General features: G+C 34.3%; 20 protein-coding genes. 17 read left to right on the forward strand and 3 right to left on the reverse strand.

Features of this window, described 5'->3' with window-relative positions:
* The first annotated feature begins 1 nt into the window (after position 1).
* The 5 genes from NSS74_RS10220 (at position 2) to NSS74_RS10240 (ending at position 3697) form a co-directional block, all read left to right on the forward strand.
* Positions 2 to 598, forward strand: a complete 597-nt coding sequence (locus NSS74_RS10220) for a GNAT family N-acetyltransferase (protein ID WP_340813496.1) — start codon at positions 2 to 4, stop codon at positions 596 to 598.
* Positions 571 to 909, forward strand: coding sequence for an NIPSNAP family protein (locus tag NSS74_RS10225; RefSeq protein ID WP_002127705.1), 339 nt, complete (start codon positions 571 to 573; stop codon positions 907 to 909). The genes NSS74_RS10220 and NSS74_RS10225 overlap by 28 nt, the downstream gene beginning before the upstream one ends.
* A gap of 314 nt (positions 910 to 1223) precedes the next feature.
* Positions 1224 to 3074, forward strand: a complete 1851-nt coding sequence (locus tag NSS74_RS10230; protein ID WP_340813498.1) for a sigma-54-dependent Fis family transcriptional regulator — start codon at positions 1224 to 1226, stop codon at positions 3072 to 3074.
* Between the two features lie 115 nt (positions 3075 to 3189).
* Positions 3190 to 3435: a DUF3977 family protein gene (locus NSS74_RS10235; RefSeq protein ID WP_000873838.1), complete on the forward strand. Its 246-nt coding sequence runs from the start codon at positions 3190 to 3192 to the stop codon at positions 3433 to 3435.
* A 22-nt stretch (positions 3436 to 3457) separates the two neighbouring features.
* Entirely contained in the window at positions 3458 to 3697 is a 240-nt protein-coding gene (locus NSS74_RS10240; RefSeq protein WP_002165667.1) for a DUF3953 domain-containing protein, read from the forward strand.
* Between the two features lie 47 nt (positions 3698 to 3744).
* Here the strand turns inward: NSS74_RS10240 and NSS74_RS10245 are convergent, their stop codons facing one another.
* Positions 3745 to 4356: a TetR/AcrR family transcriptional regulator gene (locus tag NSS74_RS10245; protein ID WP_002136674.1), complete on the reverse strand. Its 612-nt coding sequence runs from the start codon at positions 4354 to 4356 to the stop codon at positions 3745 to 3747.
* 159 nt (positions 4357 to 4515) lie between these two features.
* Between NSS74_RS10245 and kynU the strand changes: the two genes are divergently transcribed.
* From kynU to NSS74_RS10270, 5 genes are all read left to right on the forward strand, one after another.
* The gene (gene kynU / locus NSS74_RS10250; protein ID WP_340813500.1) at positions 4516 to 5802 is read left to right on the forward strand and encodes a kynureninase; all 1287 of its coding nucleotides are present in this window, start codon (positions 4516 to 4518) and stop codon (positions 5800 to 5802) included.
* 2 nt (positions 5803 to 5804) lie between these two features.
* Positions 5805 to 6434: an arylformamidase gene (gene kynB / locus NSS74_RS10255; protein ID WP_002065849.1), complete on the forward strand. Its 630-nt coding sequence runs from the start codon at positions 5805 to 5807 to the stop codon at positions 6432 to 6434.
* Between the two features lie 33 nt (positions 6435 to 6467).
* Positions 6468 to 7307 (forward strand): tryptophan 2,3-dioxygenase, encoded by an 840-nt coding sequence (gene kynA / locus NSS74_RS10260; RefSeq protein ID WP_000661975.1) that lies wholly within the window; start codon positions 6468 to 6470, stop codon positions 7305 to 7307.
* 124 nt (positions 7308 to 7431) lie between these two features.
* A complete protein-coding gene (locus NSS74_RS10265; RefSeq protein ID WP_340813502.1) occupies positions 7432 to 8349 on the forward strand; it encodes a serine hydrolase domain-containing protein in 918 nt (305 codons plus the stop codon).
* A 20-nt stretch (positions 8350 to 8369) separates the two neighbouring features.
* Entirely contained in the window at positions 8370 to 9005 is a 636-nt protein-coding gene (locus NSS74_RS10270) for a Pr6Pr family membrane protein (protein WP_002142034.1), read from the forward strand.
* A 56-nt stretch (positions 9006 to 9061) separates the two neighbouring features.
* Here NSS74_RS10270 and NSS74_RS10275 read toward each other — a convergent pair whose 3' ends face one another.
* Entirely contained in the window at positions 9062 to 9394 is a 333-nt protein-coding gene (locus tag NSS74_RS10275; protein ID WP_060751411.1) for a DUF3889 domain-containing protein, read from the reverse strand.
* Between the two features lie 145 nt (positions 9395 to 9539).
* Here NSS74_RS10275 and sleB point away from each other — a divergent pair, with 145 nt between their 5' ends.
* The 6 genes from sleB to NSS74_RS10305 all read left to right on the forward strand — a co-directional run bounded on the left by sleB (position 9540) and on the right by NSS74_RS10305 (position 13985).
* On the forward strand, positions 9540 to 10319 hold the full coding sequence (gene sleB, locus NSS74_RS10280; RefSeq protein ID WP_002013086.1) for a spore cortex-lytic enzyme: 780 nt from the start codon (positions 9540 to 9542) through the stop codon (positions 10317 to 10319).
* A gap of 15 nt (positions 10320 to 10334) precedes the next feature.
* On the forward strand, positions 10335 to 11675 hold the full coding sequence (gene ypeB, locus NSS74_RS10285; protein ID WP_002142029.1) for a germination protein YpeB: 1341 nt from the start codon (positions 10335 to 10337) through the stop codon (positions 11673 to 11675).
* A 26-nt stretch (positions 11676 to 11701) separates the two neighbouring features.
* Entirely contained in the window at positions 11702 to 12298 is a 597-nt protein-coding gene (locus tag NSS74_RS10290) for a YhcN/YlaJ family sporulation lipoprotein (RefSeq protein WP_002085166.1), read from the forward strand.
* Positions 12299 to 12402: 104 nt separating this feature from the next.
* Positions 12403 to 12759, forward strand: coding sequence for a hypothetical protein (locus tag NSS74_RS10295; protein ID WP_002085167.1), 357 nt, complete (start codon positions 12403 to 12405; stop codon positions 12757 to 12759).
* A gap of 27 nt (positions 12760 to 12786) precedes the next feature.
* Positions 12787 to 13284, forward strand: a complete 498-nt coding sequence (locus tag NSS74_RS10300) for a GNAT family N-acetyltransferase (RefSeq protein WP_033709200.1) — start codon at positions 12787 to 12789, stop codon at positions 13282 to 13284.
* Positions 13285 to 13448: 164 nt separating this feature from the next.
* Positions 13449 to 13985: a DUF1697 domain-containing protein gene (locus NSS74_RS10305; RefSeq protein ID WP_002013095.1), complete on the forward strand. Its 537-nt coding sequence runs from the start codon at positions 13449 to 13451 to the stop codon at positions 13983 to 13985.
* A gap of 42 nt (positions 13986 to 14027) precedes the next feature.
* Here the strand turns inward: NSS74_RS10305 and NSS74_RS10310 are convergent, their stop codons facing one another.
* Positions 14028 to 14432, reverse strand: a complete 405-nt coding sequence (locus NSS74_RS10310; protein WP_012261049.1) for a hypothetical protein — start codon at positions 14430 to 14432, stop codon at positions 14028 to 14030.
* Between the two features lie 209 nt (positions 14433 to 14641).
* On the opposite strand from NSS74_RS10310, the gene NSS74_RS10315 reads away from it, so the two are divergent.
* Positions 14642 to 15811 carry a ParM/StbA family protein gene (locus tag NSS74_RS10315; protein ID WP_002013097.1) on the forward strand — a complete coding sequence of 390 codons (1170 nt, stop codon included), beginning with the start codon at positions 14642 to 14644 and terminating at the stop codon, positions 15809 to 15811.
* The last annotated feature ends 6 nt before the right edge of the window (positions 15812 to 15817 follow it).

The following is a 15817-nucleotide window of genomic DNA, read 5'->3' on the forward strand; positions in this document are numbered from 1 at the left end:
AATGATTATAAAAGGACAAGAGTTTCATATAAATGGATTAACTTATGCAGTTCGTTCTGCAGTTCAAACGGATGCTGAGCAGTTATCAGAAATTAGAGTTCAGATCGATGGCGAAACTGAAAATATGGATAGAGAAGCTGGAGAGGGGTTTATTGATAAGATAGGGTTTCAAAAAATAGTAAAAACAGATAGTGAAGAGATGAAGAATCTTTTTTTAGTTGTAGAAGTGCACAATCGAATCGTAGGATTTTCGAGATGTGAAGGATCAAATTTGAAGAGATTATCTCATAAAGTAGAGTTTGGTGTTTGTATTTTAAGAGAGTTTTGGGGATATGGAATGGGTAAGAGTCTATTGCAACAATCTATTCAGTGGGCTGATGAAAATGAAGTGAAAAAGATATCATTGCAAGTGTTAGAGACAAATGAAAAAGCCATCCAACTTTATAAAAAATTAGGTTTGGAGGTAGAAGGTATTCTAAAAAATGATAAAAAACTGTCGGATGGTAAGTATTATAATACGGTAGTAATGGGAAGGTTTACTGATACTTTTCATAAAAGAGGTGAAGAAGTATGTTTTACAGAAGGAAATACTATGTAGTAAAAAATGAATTCATAGAAATATTTAATGATCATTTCAATGATACTAATTTACCTAATCAAATAAAATATGGTTCTCGTTTAATAGGGCGCTGGATGAAAGATAATAATGATGGTACGACTGAAGTATTTGCAATTTGGGAATATGATAGTTATGAACAGTATAAAGAAATTGAATCAAAAATTAGAAGCGACAAGATACATGTTAAAAGAATACACGATTGGTATGAAAAACATGGCGGGAAAGAATATGTTTTACAGGAGTACATATTAGAGTTAAAAAATGAAGAGTTAGTATGTACTGTAAAGTGATAGAGGGGTGGGGAATAATGGGAATTAAAACAAAATTATATTTTAGTTTAGCATCCACCATTTTATTTGCAATAGCGGTGATAGTTTTCTTTATAAACGGAAATCCACAAAAGTGGTTTTGGTTATGTATTTTCTTTGCGTCCATTATACAAAATATAGTTCTACTAAAAAAGAATAAAGAAGTTCATTAAGATATTCAAATTATTAACATATTTGTGTCATCTTTCTAGTTGTATTGAAAACGCTTTTATTCAGTTTTATAATAAAAGTATGTTTTATAAATCTCCAAAACAATTAATAGGGGAGATGATACAATGTTAGCTTCACCGTTTTACTTACATACATGGAAAAAGTTTGTTGATGAAGGAGTCCTTGATTCGAACCGTATAAACGAAAGAATTTCAGAGTCATGGCATCGATGTAAACAAGCAAATGTGAATCCTCATATGAATAAAGGTCAGAAAATTTTGTCTTCTGATATTTTTCAGGATCAAAAGAAAAAGAGTGAAATCTTCCTTGATATAGCAATACCTCAAATACAAAATATGAGAAAAACCATTGATGAACTGCAAATGATGGCATTATTAATTGATCCAGATGGTTATGTTCTATCATTAAGTGGAAATCAGCAAACGTTGAAACGAGCTAAACATATTAATTTTATTGAAGGTGTGAAATGGACGGAAGCAGCTGTTGGTACAAATGCGATAGGAACAGCGTTACAGATTGAAGAGGCTATTATGATAAGTGGTACAGAGCATTATTCTGTCGCATCTCATAGCTGGAGCTGTGCGGCCTCCCCGATTCATAATGATGATGGGAAATTAATTGGTGTTCTAGATTTCTCCTGTCCAATTGAGTTTTCACATCCATATATGCTCGGAATGGTAACTTCGATCGCGCATGCGATTGAACGTGAATGTAGTATTCGAGTACATCAAAATGAACTGCATTTAATCCATCGTTTTTTAGATGTAATTGACAGTGATGAACAAGTTGTTATTTGTAACCATCGTGATGTTATCGTTTCTGCGAGCAAGAGGGTTCGTGAACGAGTATGTAATTGGTCACGAATGAAACTTGAAGATTTAATGCACAATGGATTGAAACCTAAATTAGAGGTACCGGTATATAGTAATGATAGAATGATTGGGAAATGTATTTACTTAAAGGAAAATAAACAAGAAAATTTATTTTCTCCTTATCCGTTTATAAACGGAATTACTTTCCCTGGAGTTATTGGGACAAGCAGCGTATTTCAACATACTTTAGAAGAAATTAAGCTTGTTTCACCAACTGACGCTAGTGTATATGTATGTGGTGAAACAGGTGTAGGGAAAGAATATGTAGCGAGAGCGATTCATGAAAATAGTCCAAGAAAAAACGGTCCTTTTATAGCTGTTAACTGCGGTTCATTACCGAAAGAATTAATGGAAAGTGAATTATTCGGTTATGCTGAAGGTGCATTTACAGGTGCGCGGCGCCAAGGATATAAAGGGAAATTCGAACAAGCAGACGGAGGAACAATATTTTTAGATGAAATTGGTGAAGTGCCGCCAGAGATGCAAGTGGCATTATTGCGTGTTTTGCAAGAACGAACAGTAACCCCAATTGGTAGTTCAAAAGAGGTACCAGTAAATATTCGTATTATTACTGCGACACATAAAGATTTACTACGATTAGTAGAAGAAGGGAAATTCCGTCAAGATTTATATTATCGTTTACATGTTTATCCGCTATATGTTCCGTCGTTAATAGAAAGAAAAGAGGATATTCCGTACTTCATACAACATTTTTGTGAACGAAAGGATTGGAATGTTGTATTTCCAAAGAGTATTTGTAATCAATTTTTACAGCATACATGGCCCGGAAATATTCGAGAATTATTAAATGTATTAGAACGCATATACATTTTGTCGCAAGGACGGGAAATATGCGAAAAACAAATCTCTTTTTTATTACAAACAATGATTGGAAATCAACATCAACTTGAATTGCAAGCAGAAAATAAAACGGAGCATACATTAAATTTCCGTGAAAAAATACAGCGTGATAGCATGATTGAAGCGCTAGAAAAGACGAACGGAAATGTTTCATTAGCTGCAAAACTATTAGATGTGCCACGCAGTACGTTTTATAAACGTATGCAAAAATTTAGGCTATAAAAGTAGATTTTTGTAATCTACTTTTTCTTTATGGGCTCACGTTCTGTCGGAATGTGCGCTTGCCAGGGAAATAATAGAATAATTAGAAAGAAGATTTCCTGAAGGGGGTTAGCATGTGAAGTATATTGAAATTGGAATCGGGAATAGGTGGTTCATTCGAACGGAAACCGAAAATAAAGATGGAACTGAATTCGAGGAACGAGGAATTATTAAACCTATTTATTTTGAGTCTTTATATGTACGGATTTGGTTTCGGAAAACGTGTTTTATTTTTGATACGAAAGAGGGCTTTAAGAAAGTAAGAAAAAGTAGAGCTGAGTATAAGTTTATTGTTGGAATGGTGAGTAGGTTAAAACAATAGAATCACACAGGGGGGTGTTTTTATGATTAGAATTATCACATTCATACTCGCTTTTATTATAATGGGCTATTCTATTTACAGTTGGAATGATGATTCGAAGCAAAGTATGCTCATTTTACAATTACTTTTAGGTTTTATGCTTGCCGGTATGGGGATACACAACGTTAAGAAGGATGAAAAAGAGAATAAGAATATGGGGCTTTTGCTATTACTTACATCACTTTTTTGTATTATTGTATCGTTAATAAAATATTTTAAATAAACCGTTACTAAGCATATTGAGTAACGGTTTATTGAGGTTATAATGTGCTATTTATATAACCCCGTCGTATACATTACCGTTAAAGTATGTACAATTTCTTCTAATTCTAGTTCTTTATCATTTTGCACGATTGTCCAAAGAAACGTTTCATTCATAGAGAACCAGCCGCATGCGACAATCTCTTTATTTAACTCAGTTCGTACTAATTCATTTTCCTGGGAATGAGTAATGTCTTGTATAATCCGTGTTACAAAGCGTTCGCGAATCTCATCCCATTTTTGACGTATTTCTTTTGAGGTTCTTATTGCTTCTTCAACAACTTGTAATATAGCTCTTTCTTCTTGTGCTAACTGTAAAAAAGCGCGTACTTGATTCTGAATCATATCTCGTGCTTCAGCCTTTGTTTGAGGGGAAAAAGAGCGATCAGCAATATCATAAAAGCGATTCATAACATCTTCCATTAAAACGACGAGGAGAGCATCTTTGTTTTTAAAATATACATATGCTGTTCCATAACCAGTTTCTGCATGTTTAATAATTTGCGTGATTGTAGTTTTCTGAAATCCGTTTTTTATAAACATAGTATAACCGGAATGTAATAGTTTCTTTTTTGTTTCTAAGGAGCGGTGTTTTCTTGTTGAAAGAGTAGAATTTTTCAAGGAATCACCTCTTTATACTGAAATATCTGAAAATATAATTGTATTGTAAAAGAAGTTTGTATATAAAGTCAACTGACATAATATCATTGACGTTATATCAATTTAAGTGATATATTTCAATTAGTTAGAATAAAAAGAAAATTAAAAGAAGGTGACACCATGTATAAAGAACCATTTCAACCAACTTATGAGTATGCGCTTGAATGTGATAAACATGATGAACTGAAAGATTTTCAATCTGAATTTTATAAAAAAGAAGGAACAATATATTTAGATGGTAACTCTTTAGGGTTGCTTTCAAAAAGAGCAGAGAAATCGTTACTCACCTTGCTAGATTCATGGAAAGAGTTTGGGATTGATGGATGGACTGAAGGTGAGCATCCATGGTTTTTCCTTTCGGAGAAATTGGGTGAATTGACAGCACCTCTTATTGGATCTTTACCGGAAGAAACGATTGTAACCGGTTCCACGACTGCGAATATACATCAAGTTATTGCGACGTTTTATGAGCCGAAAGGAATACGAACAAAAATTCTTGCGGATGAATTAACTTTTCCGTCAGATATTTATGCACTTCAGAGTCAAATTCGTTTAAAAGGCTTAGATCCAGATGAACATTTAGTACGAGTGAAAAGCCGAGATGGAAGAACACTTTCTGAAGATGATATTATTCATGCGATGACCGATGATATCGCTTTAATATTATTGCCTTCTGTACTATATAGAAGTGGACAAATTCTTGATATGAAGCGATTAACAGCTGAAGCTCATAAACGTGGTATTCATATCGGTTTTGATTTATGTCATTCAATCGGCTCCATTCCGCATCATTTTAAAGAGTGGGATGTAGATTTCGCTGTATGGTGTAATTATAAATATTTAAATGCAGGTCCTGGTGGTGTTGCGGGCCTTTATGTAAATAATAAACACTTTAATAGACTCCCAGGATTATCTGGTTGGTTTAGTTCTAGAAAAGATAAGCAATTTGATATGGAGCATTCATTAACTGCGGCTGACCATGCTGGAGCTTATCAAATAGGGACACCTCACGTATTAAGTACTGCACCATTAATCGGTTCTCTTGAAATTTTTAAAGAAGCTGGTATTGAGAAGTTACGTGAAAAATCATTACATATTACGAGATATATGCTTGATTTAATTGAACATGAATTAAAAGGCTTTGAATTTACAATTGGAAATCCATTAGAGGATGAAAAACGAGGCGGGCATATTTATTTAGAACATACTGAGGCGGCGCGTATTTGTAAAGCGTTAAAAGCAAATGGAGTTATTCCAGACTTTAGAGCTCCAAATGGAGTTAGACTTGCGCCTGTTGCTTTATACAATACGTATGAGGAAGTATGGAACTCTGTACAAATCTTAAAGAAAATTATGAAAAATGAAGAATATAAAAACTTTGAAAATAAGCGAGAGGTTGTGGCGTAAGCATGAAAACATCGCAGTGGATTGATATTTCACAACCGCTAAATAATGATATCGCGACATGGCCAGGGGATACACCGTTCTCGTATGAAGTTTCATGGTCAAAAGAAAACAGTGGTTCAGTAAATGTCGGGAAGTTAACGATGAGTATCCATACAGGTACTCATATTGATGCACCTTTTCATTTTGATAATGACGGTAAGAAGGTGTTGGATTTAGATATTCAAGTTTATGTTGGCCCAGCGCGAATCATTGACGTTTCTAATCTTGAAAGCATCGGGAAAAAGGAATTAGAAAACTTTCATTTAGAAGGTGTAGAACGATTGTTATTACGTACATCTTCACATGGTAAAGCAAATGAATTCCCAGATGTAATCCCGCATTTACGCGCAGATATTGCAGCCTTTCTTTCTGAAAAGGGAATTCGTTTAATCGGGGTGGACGTACCATCTGTTGATCCTTTAGATGATAAAGAACTTGCAGCACATCATCAATTATTTAAACATGGAATTCACATTTTAGAAAATGTCGTACTCGATCACGTAGTAGACGGCGATTATGAACTTATTGCATTACCACTTGCATTAACAGATGCGGATGGGAGTCCAGTTCGAGCTGTTATTAGACCAATATAAGTAGAAATGAACACAAAGGGGCGTTTGGCTAATATGAAAGAAAATGAAAAGGTAATTATGGAAAAAGGGATTCATACGGATTTTAAGGAGAATATGACGTACGGAGAGTATTTACAGCTAGATAGCTTATTATCTAGTCAACAAAGATTATCAGATCATCATGATGAAATGTTATTTATCGTTATCCACCAAGCGAGTGAGCTTTGGATGAAACTAATTTTACATGAATTGAATGCTGCAATTGAATCTATTAAACAAGATAAATTACCACCAGCCTTTAAAATGTTAGCACGTGTATCAAAAATTCAGTCGCAAATTATTCAATCTTGGGATATTCTTGCGACATTAACGCCATCAGAATATATTGAGTTTCGTGATTCACTTGGTCAGGCTTCAGGTTTTCAATCGTATCAATATCGAATGATTGAATATGCACTTGGTTATAAAACACCACATGCATTAAAGATTTATGAAAAGGACCCAGAATTACATGCTCGTCTTCATAAAGCACTTCATGCACCAAGTTTGTATGATGTGGCGATACAAGCCCTTGTTAAAGAAGGATTTCCAATTCATAAAGATGTGTTAAATCGTGATGTTACGCAGCCTTACGAAGAGGATGCAACTGTAGAAGCGGCTTGGATAGAAGTATATGCGGACGTGCAGAAATATTGGGATTTATATCAGCTTGCAGAGAAATTAATCGATATTGAAGATTGGCTACAACAATGGCGTTTCCGTCATATGAAAACGGTAGAACGAATTATTGGTCATAAAATGGGAACAGGTGGCTCTTCTGGCGTATCTTATTTAAAGCGAGTGCTTGATCAATGCTTCTTCCCAGAGCTTTGGAACGTTCGAACGAAATTATAAAATAAACTTGTCAGCTATTAAATGCTGGCAAGTTTATTTTTTGTTTTAATAACAAATATGATTTAATAGAGAGAACGAGATGAACTACAAATATTACATAACCATTTAGATGGAGGAAGATTTCTTGAATTTCGAGCAATTACAAAATAAATTTGAAAAGAAAAAGGTTAATACATTTCTTGTTTATCAAAAGGGGGAATTAACGACTGAGTACTATAAAACGATAGACTGTGCAAATGACTTATTTAAAATTAATTCGATTACAAAAAGTATCGTATCTATATTAATTGGTATCGCAATTGATAAAGGATTTATAAATAATATACATACACCAATCACAACATGGATTCCCAATGTACCGGAGAAAAAAAGGGAATTAACACTGTATCATTTATTAACAATGACAACAGGAGAAGATTGGCAAGAATTCGGCAATGGGGTTGTTTTCCCGAATGACTTTGTGGAATCAGACAATTGGGCACAATTCATTTTAGAAAAGCCGTTCATTGAAGACGTGGGTATGAAAATGAATTATAACTCAGGTTCTTCTCACTTACTTAGTTACATCATTCAAGAATCAACTGGAATGTCGACGGAGCAGTTCGCGAAAAAGTATTTATTTGATCCATTAAACATTACGGAATATGAATGGCAACAAGACCCGCAAGGTGTATATGTCGGGGGATTCGGTATGAAAATGAAATCTATAGATTTATTAAAGTTAGGAAAATTATGTTTGCAGAATGGATATTCGAAGGGAAATGAAATTATATCATCGAAATGGTTAGAGCAATCAAGTACAGCTCTATTTGAAACGTATGAACATGTCGGGGCATATGGATATCACTGGTGGGTGTTAAATAACGAAAGATTTCACATACCGTATTGTATGTATTTTGCTATGGGATACGGAGGGCAATACATTATTATCATTCCGCAGTTAGAGCTCGTAGCTGTTATTAGTAGTCACATGCCCAAACGTGGCCTCGTACCATTAAAGTTATTTATAGAGCATATAAAAGAGAATTCCGATCATAAATAAGAAGAGACAGGAGGTGTTTTATGAGAAGTGCAAAAATGATAGCGATTTATAGACTGTTATTAAGTCTTCTAGCGTTTAGTGCACTTATTACTCAATTTGTTACAAGGGCACAAGTGAAACCGTTCAATCCAGTTAACTTTTTTAGTTTCTTCACAATTGAAAGTAATATTTTAGTGGCGGTAATTCTACTATTTAGTAGCTTGGGGACAGCCCTATTTGGACGTTCCGAGCAGTTTGGAGTTCTTCGCGGCGCAGCTACAGTATACATACTGACAACAGGACTTATTTATTTTTTGTTATTAAGGGGATTAGAAGAGTCACTTCAAACACCGATACCGTGGGTCAATACTGTGTTTCATTACATCATGCCGTTAGCGATGATTTTAGATTGGGTTATAAATCCACCTACGAAGACCATTACATGGAAACAGGCTGCGAGTTGGCTTGTTTTCCCGCTTTTATATGTTGTCTATAGCTTAATACGCGGGCCATTCGTGAATTGGTACCCATATCCGTTTTTAGATCCGAGAATAGGTGGATATGGGAGAGTATTTTTATATAGTATAGGGATATCCGTTGTTATTGGAGCTATTTGCGGATTAGTAAAAATGTTAGGGAATCGATCTTTGCATATAAAAAATAATCCTCCTTATTAAGGAAGAAGTACATAAAGAAACCTCTGTCTGTATGTAAAGACGGAGGTTTTTTTGTTTTACCGACTTGTCTTCTGAAAGGACATCTTTAAAAATTCCTCTGTTTTCGTATCAAACTCTACATCCACAAAAACACCATACTCTTTTCCACCCTCACGTAGCCATAATTTAAACTTTTCAACTGTTATTTGAACAGTTTTTGGTTGTCTACCTATATGAAGGTAATCGATAATCTCAGCTTTCGGATATTGTTCTTTCGTTTTTTCAACGGCTAGTTTACCCCATTTTGCATATGGCGGCTGTGCGTGAACAATAGATGGATCGGTATGTATATTTGAACATGTTGTTATTAAAAAAAATATAAATGCTGTACGTAAGAAGAATCGCTTCATAATAAGCTCCTTTTATTCTTTTTGTATATTGTTTACATATTTCTTCAAGCATATAAGTTTGGATTTTTTTGTCTTCTTTACATAAAAGCGAGGGTTTTACAAAACATAACCATGAAATCATTTCCGTAATTAAGGAGGGAAATACATGCGTCAAAAAGCTGTTTTTAAGATAGCGATTTTGCTTGTCTTTATCGGGCTATCTTTAATGGTAAGTAGTATACAGACCAAAAATGTGGAAGCCTTTTCTAATCAAGTGATTCAAAGAGGGGCATCTGGAGAAGATGTCATTGAACTGCAAACTCGTTTGAAATATAACGGATTTTATACGGGGAAAGTTGATGGTGTTTTCGGATGGGGTACATATTGGGCGCTTCGAAACTTTCAGCAAAAATTCGGATTGCCAGTTGATGGTTTAGCGGGTGCTAAAACGAAGCAAATGCTTGTAAAGGCAACGAAGTATGATAAGTCGACCGCTAATAAAGATACTACAACTAATAAAGGGAACAGTGGTGGAGGTACACAGGAAAATAAGCCGCCAAAAAGTACAGGGACAAATGTTCCAAACGGTTATTCTCAAAATGACATTCAGTTAATGGCAAACGCTGTATACGGAGAATCCCGTGGTGAGCCGTATTTAGGACAAGTTGCAGTAGCTGCGGTTATTTTAAACCGTGTCACAAGTGCATCATTTCCAAATACTGTTTCAGGAGTAATCTTTGAGCCGAGAGCATTTACAGCAGTAGCAGATGGACAAATATATTTAACGCCAAATGAAAATGCGAAAAAAGCCGTATTAGATGCGATCAATGGATGGGACCCAACTGGGAATGCATTATATTATTTCAACCCAGATACTGCGACAAGTAAATGGATTTGGACTCGTCCACAAATTAAAAAAATTGGTAAGCATATTTTCTGTAAATAGAGCGGAGGTGGAAACATGTTACGAGGTATTATCATCGTATTGTTAACAGTAGGTGTAGTCGGAACAGGGTATTGGGGCTATAAAGAGCATCAAGAGAAAAATGCAGTATTAATTCGAGCGGAAAATAGTTATCAGCGTGCGTTTCATGATTTAGCATATGAAGTTGATTTATTACACGATAAAATTGGAACAACACTGGCGATGAATTCACGGTCCTCATTATCGCCAGCTTTAGTAGATGTATGGCGTTTAACATCAGAGGCTCGTTCTGATGTAGGACAATTACCTTTAACATTAATGCCATTTAATAAAACGGAAGAGTTCCTTGCGAATATCGGTGATTTTAGTTATCGTGCAGCGGTTCGTGATTTAGAAAAAGATCCGTTAAATGATCAAGAATATAAAACGTTACAAGGTTTATATTCAAATGCAGGAAATATACAAGATGAACTGAGAAAAGTGCAGCATCTTGTATTGAAAAATAACCTTCGCTGGATGGATGTAGAAATGGCTCTTGCGTCAAACCAAGATCCAGCAGATAACACAATTATCGATGGATTAAAGACGGTAGAAAAGAATGTAACATCATACTCGTCCACAAACTTTGGACCGACTTTTACAAGTGCACAAAAGAATAAAAAAGGCGGATTTGAAGCAAAAGGAAAGGCGATTTCGAAAGCGGAAGCGGAAAAAATCGCGAAATCATTTTTAAACTTAAAAGGGAATGAAAAAGTAGAAGTTGAGAAAAGTGGAAAAGGTGCAAAAGAATCATTCTACAGTGTGAAAATTCAAGATCCAGCAACGAACAATGAGTATTATATGGATATTACCGGAAAAGGTGGATATCCAATTTGGGTAATGAACAACCGAGAAATTAAAGAGCAAAAAATCAGTTTAAATGATGCAGGAAGTAAAGGATTAACATTTTTAAAGGATCACAAGTTTACAAATATGGAGCTGTTTGATAGTTCTCAATATGATAATATCGGTGTGTTTACGTACGTTGTAAATGAAAATGGAGTGCGTATTTATCCAGAAGCAATCCAAATGAAAATTGCCTTAGATGATGGGTCGATTGTTGGTTTTTCCGCAAAGGAATATTTAGCATCACATCAAAAACGAACGATTCCGAGTGCGAAGCTAACCGCTGCTGAGGCGAGAAAGAAAATTAACCCCGATGTAAAAGTTATGGAAGAACGTAAAGCTGTAGTAGTAAATGACTTGCATAATGAAGTACTTTGTTATGAATATATTGGTACTTTAGGGAAAGATACGTACCAAATTTTCATTAACGCAAATAGCGGTGCAGAAGAAAAAGTGAAGAAGATGCAAGCTGTTGAGAAAATTTATGATTAAACATCAATGATAAAGTGGTGAAAATAATGAAAATCATTATATATATGTTAATGCTTTGTTTCGTTATTACTGGATGTAGCATTGGAAAAAAAGACAATCCTAATGAAAAGCCAGAACAAAAAAATGTCTCGATGAAAAATGTTACGTATACAAATAAATCAAATAAGCCAAATGAAAAAGCAGCTGATCATCTGGCATCTTTAGCTGCAAGTATACCTGGTGTAAACGATGCGACAGCAGTAGTAGTTGGGAAGTATGCTGTTGTAGGTATTGATGTGAAAGCGAAACTTGATCGAACTCGCGTTGAGTCAATTAAGTATTCTGTTGCAGAGAGTTTGAAGAATGACCCGAACGGTGCAAATGCAGTCGTTGTAGCAGATGTTGATACGTATGAAAGACTAAAACAAATAGGCAAGCAAATTAAAAAAGGTAAAACTGGTGAAGGCATACTTGATGAATTAGCAGCAATTGTTGGCCGAGTAATGCCGCAAGTTCCAAATGATATGATTGAAAATAGAGAAACGAATCCGATTAAAGATAATGATAAACAATTACCAAAAGATGAAGAACAAGAACTACGAAAAGAACAAGAAGATCAGTCAAATAACCATTTGAAAAAATAGTGAAAACCCCGTACTAAATTGTACGGGGTTTTTCTGTAAGATTAAATATTCAGTTTATTTTCAAGGGAATATATGGTTTAATAATGAGGGGAGGGACAGCCGTTATGATTAAAAAAAGTGCACTCATATTAGGTAGTTTATGCATAGGTTTTAGTATGACAGCGTGTGACCAGAAGAAAGAAGTGAAGAAGAAAACAGCTATGTCTTCTACTATAACGGAAAATAAAAAGCAAGAGACCATTAATATAAATCATTTCTCAAATATTAATGAAGGAATGACTTATTTAGAAGTGAAAGATTTAATCGGTTTTGAAGGGGATTTACTCATAGAAGAAGGGGAAGAACATTCTACACGAATTAAGCAAATTTTTGCTTGGAAAGGAAACGATCCAAAATCATTTGCTAAAATAACATTTTTGGATGGAAAAGTGCATTCTAAAACACAGCAAGGTTTAAGTTAATAACTTGAAGGAATGGGAGAGTTAAGCATGAACATACATACAGGAGAAATACAATTAGTGCCGTATAAGGAGCAATATAAAGAGATAATACAATCATTTACTTTACCAAGTGAACAAGTTCAATTTACGGCGAATCCAGGTGAATTACTGGAGAAAGCGAAAAATGATCGAACGAAAAATGTAGTTGTTATTTTAGACTATAACGGAGTACCTGTTGGTGTATTTATATTACAAACAGGTGATAGGGTACAAGAGTTTACAGAAAATAAGGATGCCATACTTTTAACTTCTTTTTCCGTTAATCACAATAAACAAAATAAAGGATATGCTAAAAAATCATTGGCGTTATTACAAGACTTTGTAAAATATTATTATCCAGTAAAAAATGAAGTGATTCTTGCTGTAAATGAAAAAAATATTCCGGCACAAAAGTTATATGAGAAAGTTGGATTTCAAGATAAAGGGTTTAGAAGAATGGGACCAATTGGACAACAATTCATATTACATTTACCTATAACGAGATAATGAGATAACAAAGCTTACTCTTGAAAAAAATCATGTAGTAAGTTTTTTAATTTGAGATATTTTCCGTACATGATATGTTAGATGTATTAAAGTAAGTATTCGAGAAGTATGAAGGTGTAAAACAATTCGATTGTTAAGCATTTAAATACGTGAGGGGTAATCATATGACAATTTATATTGCACTACTACGGGGAATTAATGTAGGTGGACATAAAGTAATCAAAATGGCAGATTTGAAAATAATGTTTGAATCAATAGGGTTAAAAAGAGTGAAAACATATATTCAAAGTGGAAATGTAGTGTTTGAGTCAGAAGAAGAGATAAGTTTTTTAAAGGAACGAATTGAATGTGAAATTAAGAACGTTTTTGATTTCAATGTTCCAGTCATGTTAAGAGCAAATGATGAATTTATTAATATTATTAAAAAGTGTCCTTACGAGACCCATTCGTTATTAGAAGGAGAAAGTGTACATGTGGCCTTTTTAGCTAATCCACTTTCTGAAGAAGACAGTAAGCGGTTACTTATGTACAAAAGTGACATAGAAGATTGCCATATCGAAGGAAGAGTAGTGTATTTATTTTTCAAAAAAAGCATTCGGAATTCTAAACTAATGAACCAGTTTCAAAAATTACATACGCCAGCTACAGTAAGGAACTGGCGGACTGTGAATAAGCTGAAAGCAATAGCAGAAGGTATTTAAACATAAAAAAGGTGGTTTTCTGCATTTAGAAAACCACCTTTTTTATTTATATTGTTTGGCGACAATGAGTTCAACAATTGGGAAAATAAGAAAGGAAGAACAGAGTGCAATAAAGAGTGGAAGGTTTTTTACACCATCCAAATTGGAACCCATAGAAAATCCTTCCGAGCAGAGTAATATAAGGAACATAACACCTACAAGCACGAAATACGCGATTTTAAAGCTTTTATAGGTAATTTGTTGTCCCATCTCATCTTGACTTTCTTCCGATACTCCGTTTGGATCTCCCCATGTAATATGATTTATTAAATTACTAAGTATTAAAGAGGCAGCGAAAATAGTCCCGCCCAAAATTGAACCTTCAGTTATGTATTTGTATGTGCCATGTACAAGTATAGCGATTAAAGATAAAGTTATGATTACAAAAATAATTTTTTTAGTATTCAATATATAATTGCACCTCCACTTTTGTAAAAAACTCTTTACATCCATAGTATAAAATTGGAAAAGTCTTATGTCAAATATTTTTTACATATGAAGTGAGTGTTTATAATTTTTTATTTTTGGGATAAATAAAAAATTAAATTACATTTGAATGTAAAAGAATGGGCTCGCATATATTTGGAAGGGATGTCAGATTAATTTAGGGGGTAGTTATGTCTATTCTTTTAAAGGCTGGTGCAGATGCAGGAAATAATGGTTTGAAGTTAATGGTGAAAGGGCAGGAACCTATTTTTATTCCGAGTATTTATTCCTTATATATAGGTGAGTCTACGGGGTTGTTAGATGAGGGTGAAGTTTCATCGTCAGAATTAGAGAATCACATTGATGTGACCATTAGTTCTCCATCGCTAATGTTAAATAATGTACGATACATCGTTGGAGAAAAAGTGATTCAAGATCAATTAAAAGGTACTGAAGTGGAGAAAAAATCAAATAAATCTACTGATGAGTTAATGGTCATTACAATCCTTTCAGGTTTAGCGATAAGTGCTATGCGTCAAAGCCCTACTTCAAGTCATATTAATATTCGTTATGATTTATCTGTTGCTCTTCCAATGCAACTTATTACACAGGAAATTGCTGCTGAAAATGCGAAACGGTATATGGGTAATCACAAGGTCATATTCCATTATCCAAATGGACGCGATGTTACGATTAATGTTTCTATTGAGTTTTGTAAATGTCTACCTGAAGGCGCTTCTGGGACGTGGGGGATTGTGTATGATGAGGAAGGAAATGTTGTGAAACATAAAATAGAATGTGAACAAAATCAAGTTTCAGAAATTGATTTTGTAGATAAAACTTTATTGTCTTTTGATATTGGCGCGGGGACAACGGAAGAAGTTGTTTCATTAGGGGTAAATTTCCGTCCGCAATTAAGTAAAGGATTATCGTACGGTGTAAAAGAAACTTTACTACAAATTATTACGAGATGGAATCGAAAATATCCTACGAAAACGATTGATAGTATTACAGAATTTAATCAAATTTATTTAAATGAAAAGCACCCAAGAAATGCATTGTTAGTTGAGGAATCGCAACCAGCGTTTTTAGGTTTAGCAGCACGTGTCGCAACGGATATTATTAACAAAATTGATGATATGAAAGACGATCCATATGTATTTATTTATGGTGGGGGCGCAGTTATTATTAAAAATAGCTTAAAAATGATTTTGAAACAAAAAGGACGCTTGAAAAATGTGATCTTTGTAGATAACCCGTTATTCACCAATGCTCGTGGGTTATTAGTATATACATGCTCGCCAAAATATAGAGAGCATAAGCAAAAAGAGTTAGGGTTTACAAACTTAACGATAAGTTAGTTGGTG

Source organism: Bacillus sp. FSL E2-8868 (assembly GCF_038005505.1).
Taxonomy (GTDB): domain Bacteria; phylum Bacillota; class Bacilli; order Bacillales; family Bacillaceae_G; genus Bacillus_A; species Bacillus_A mycoides.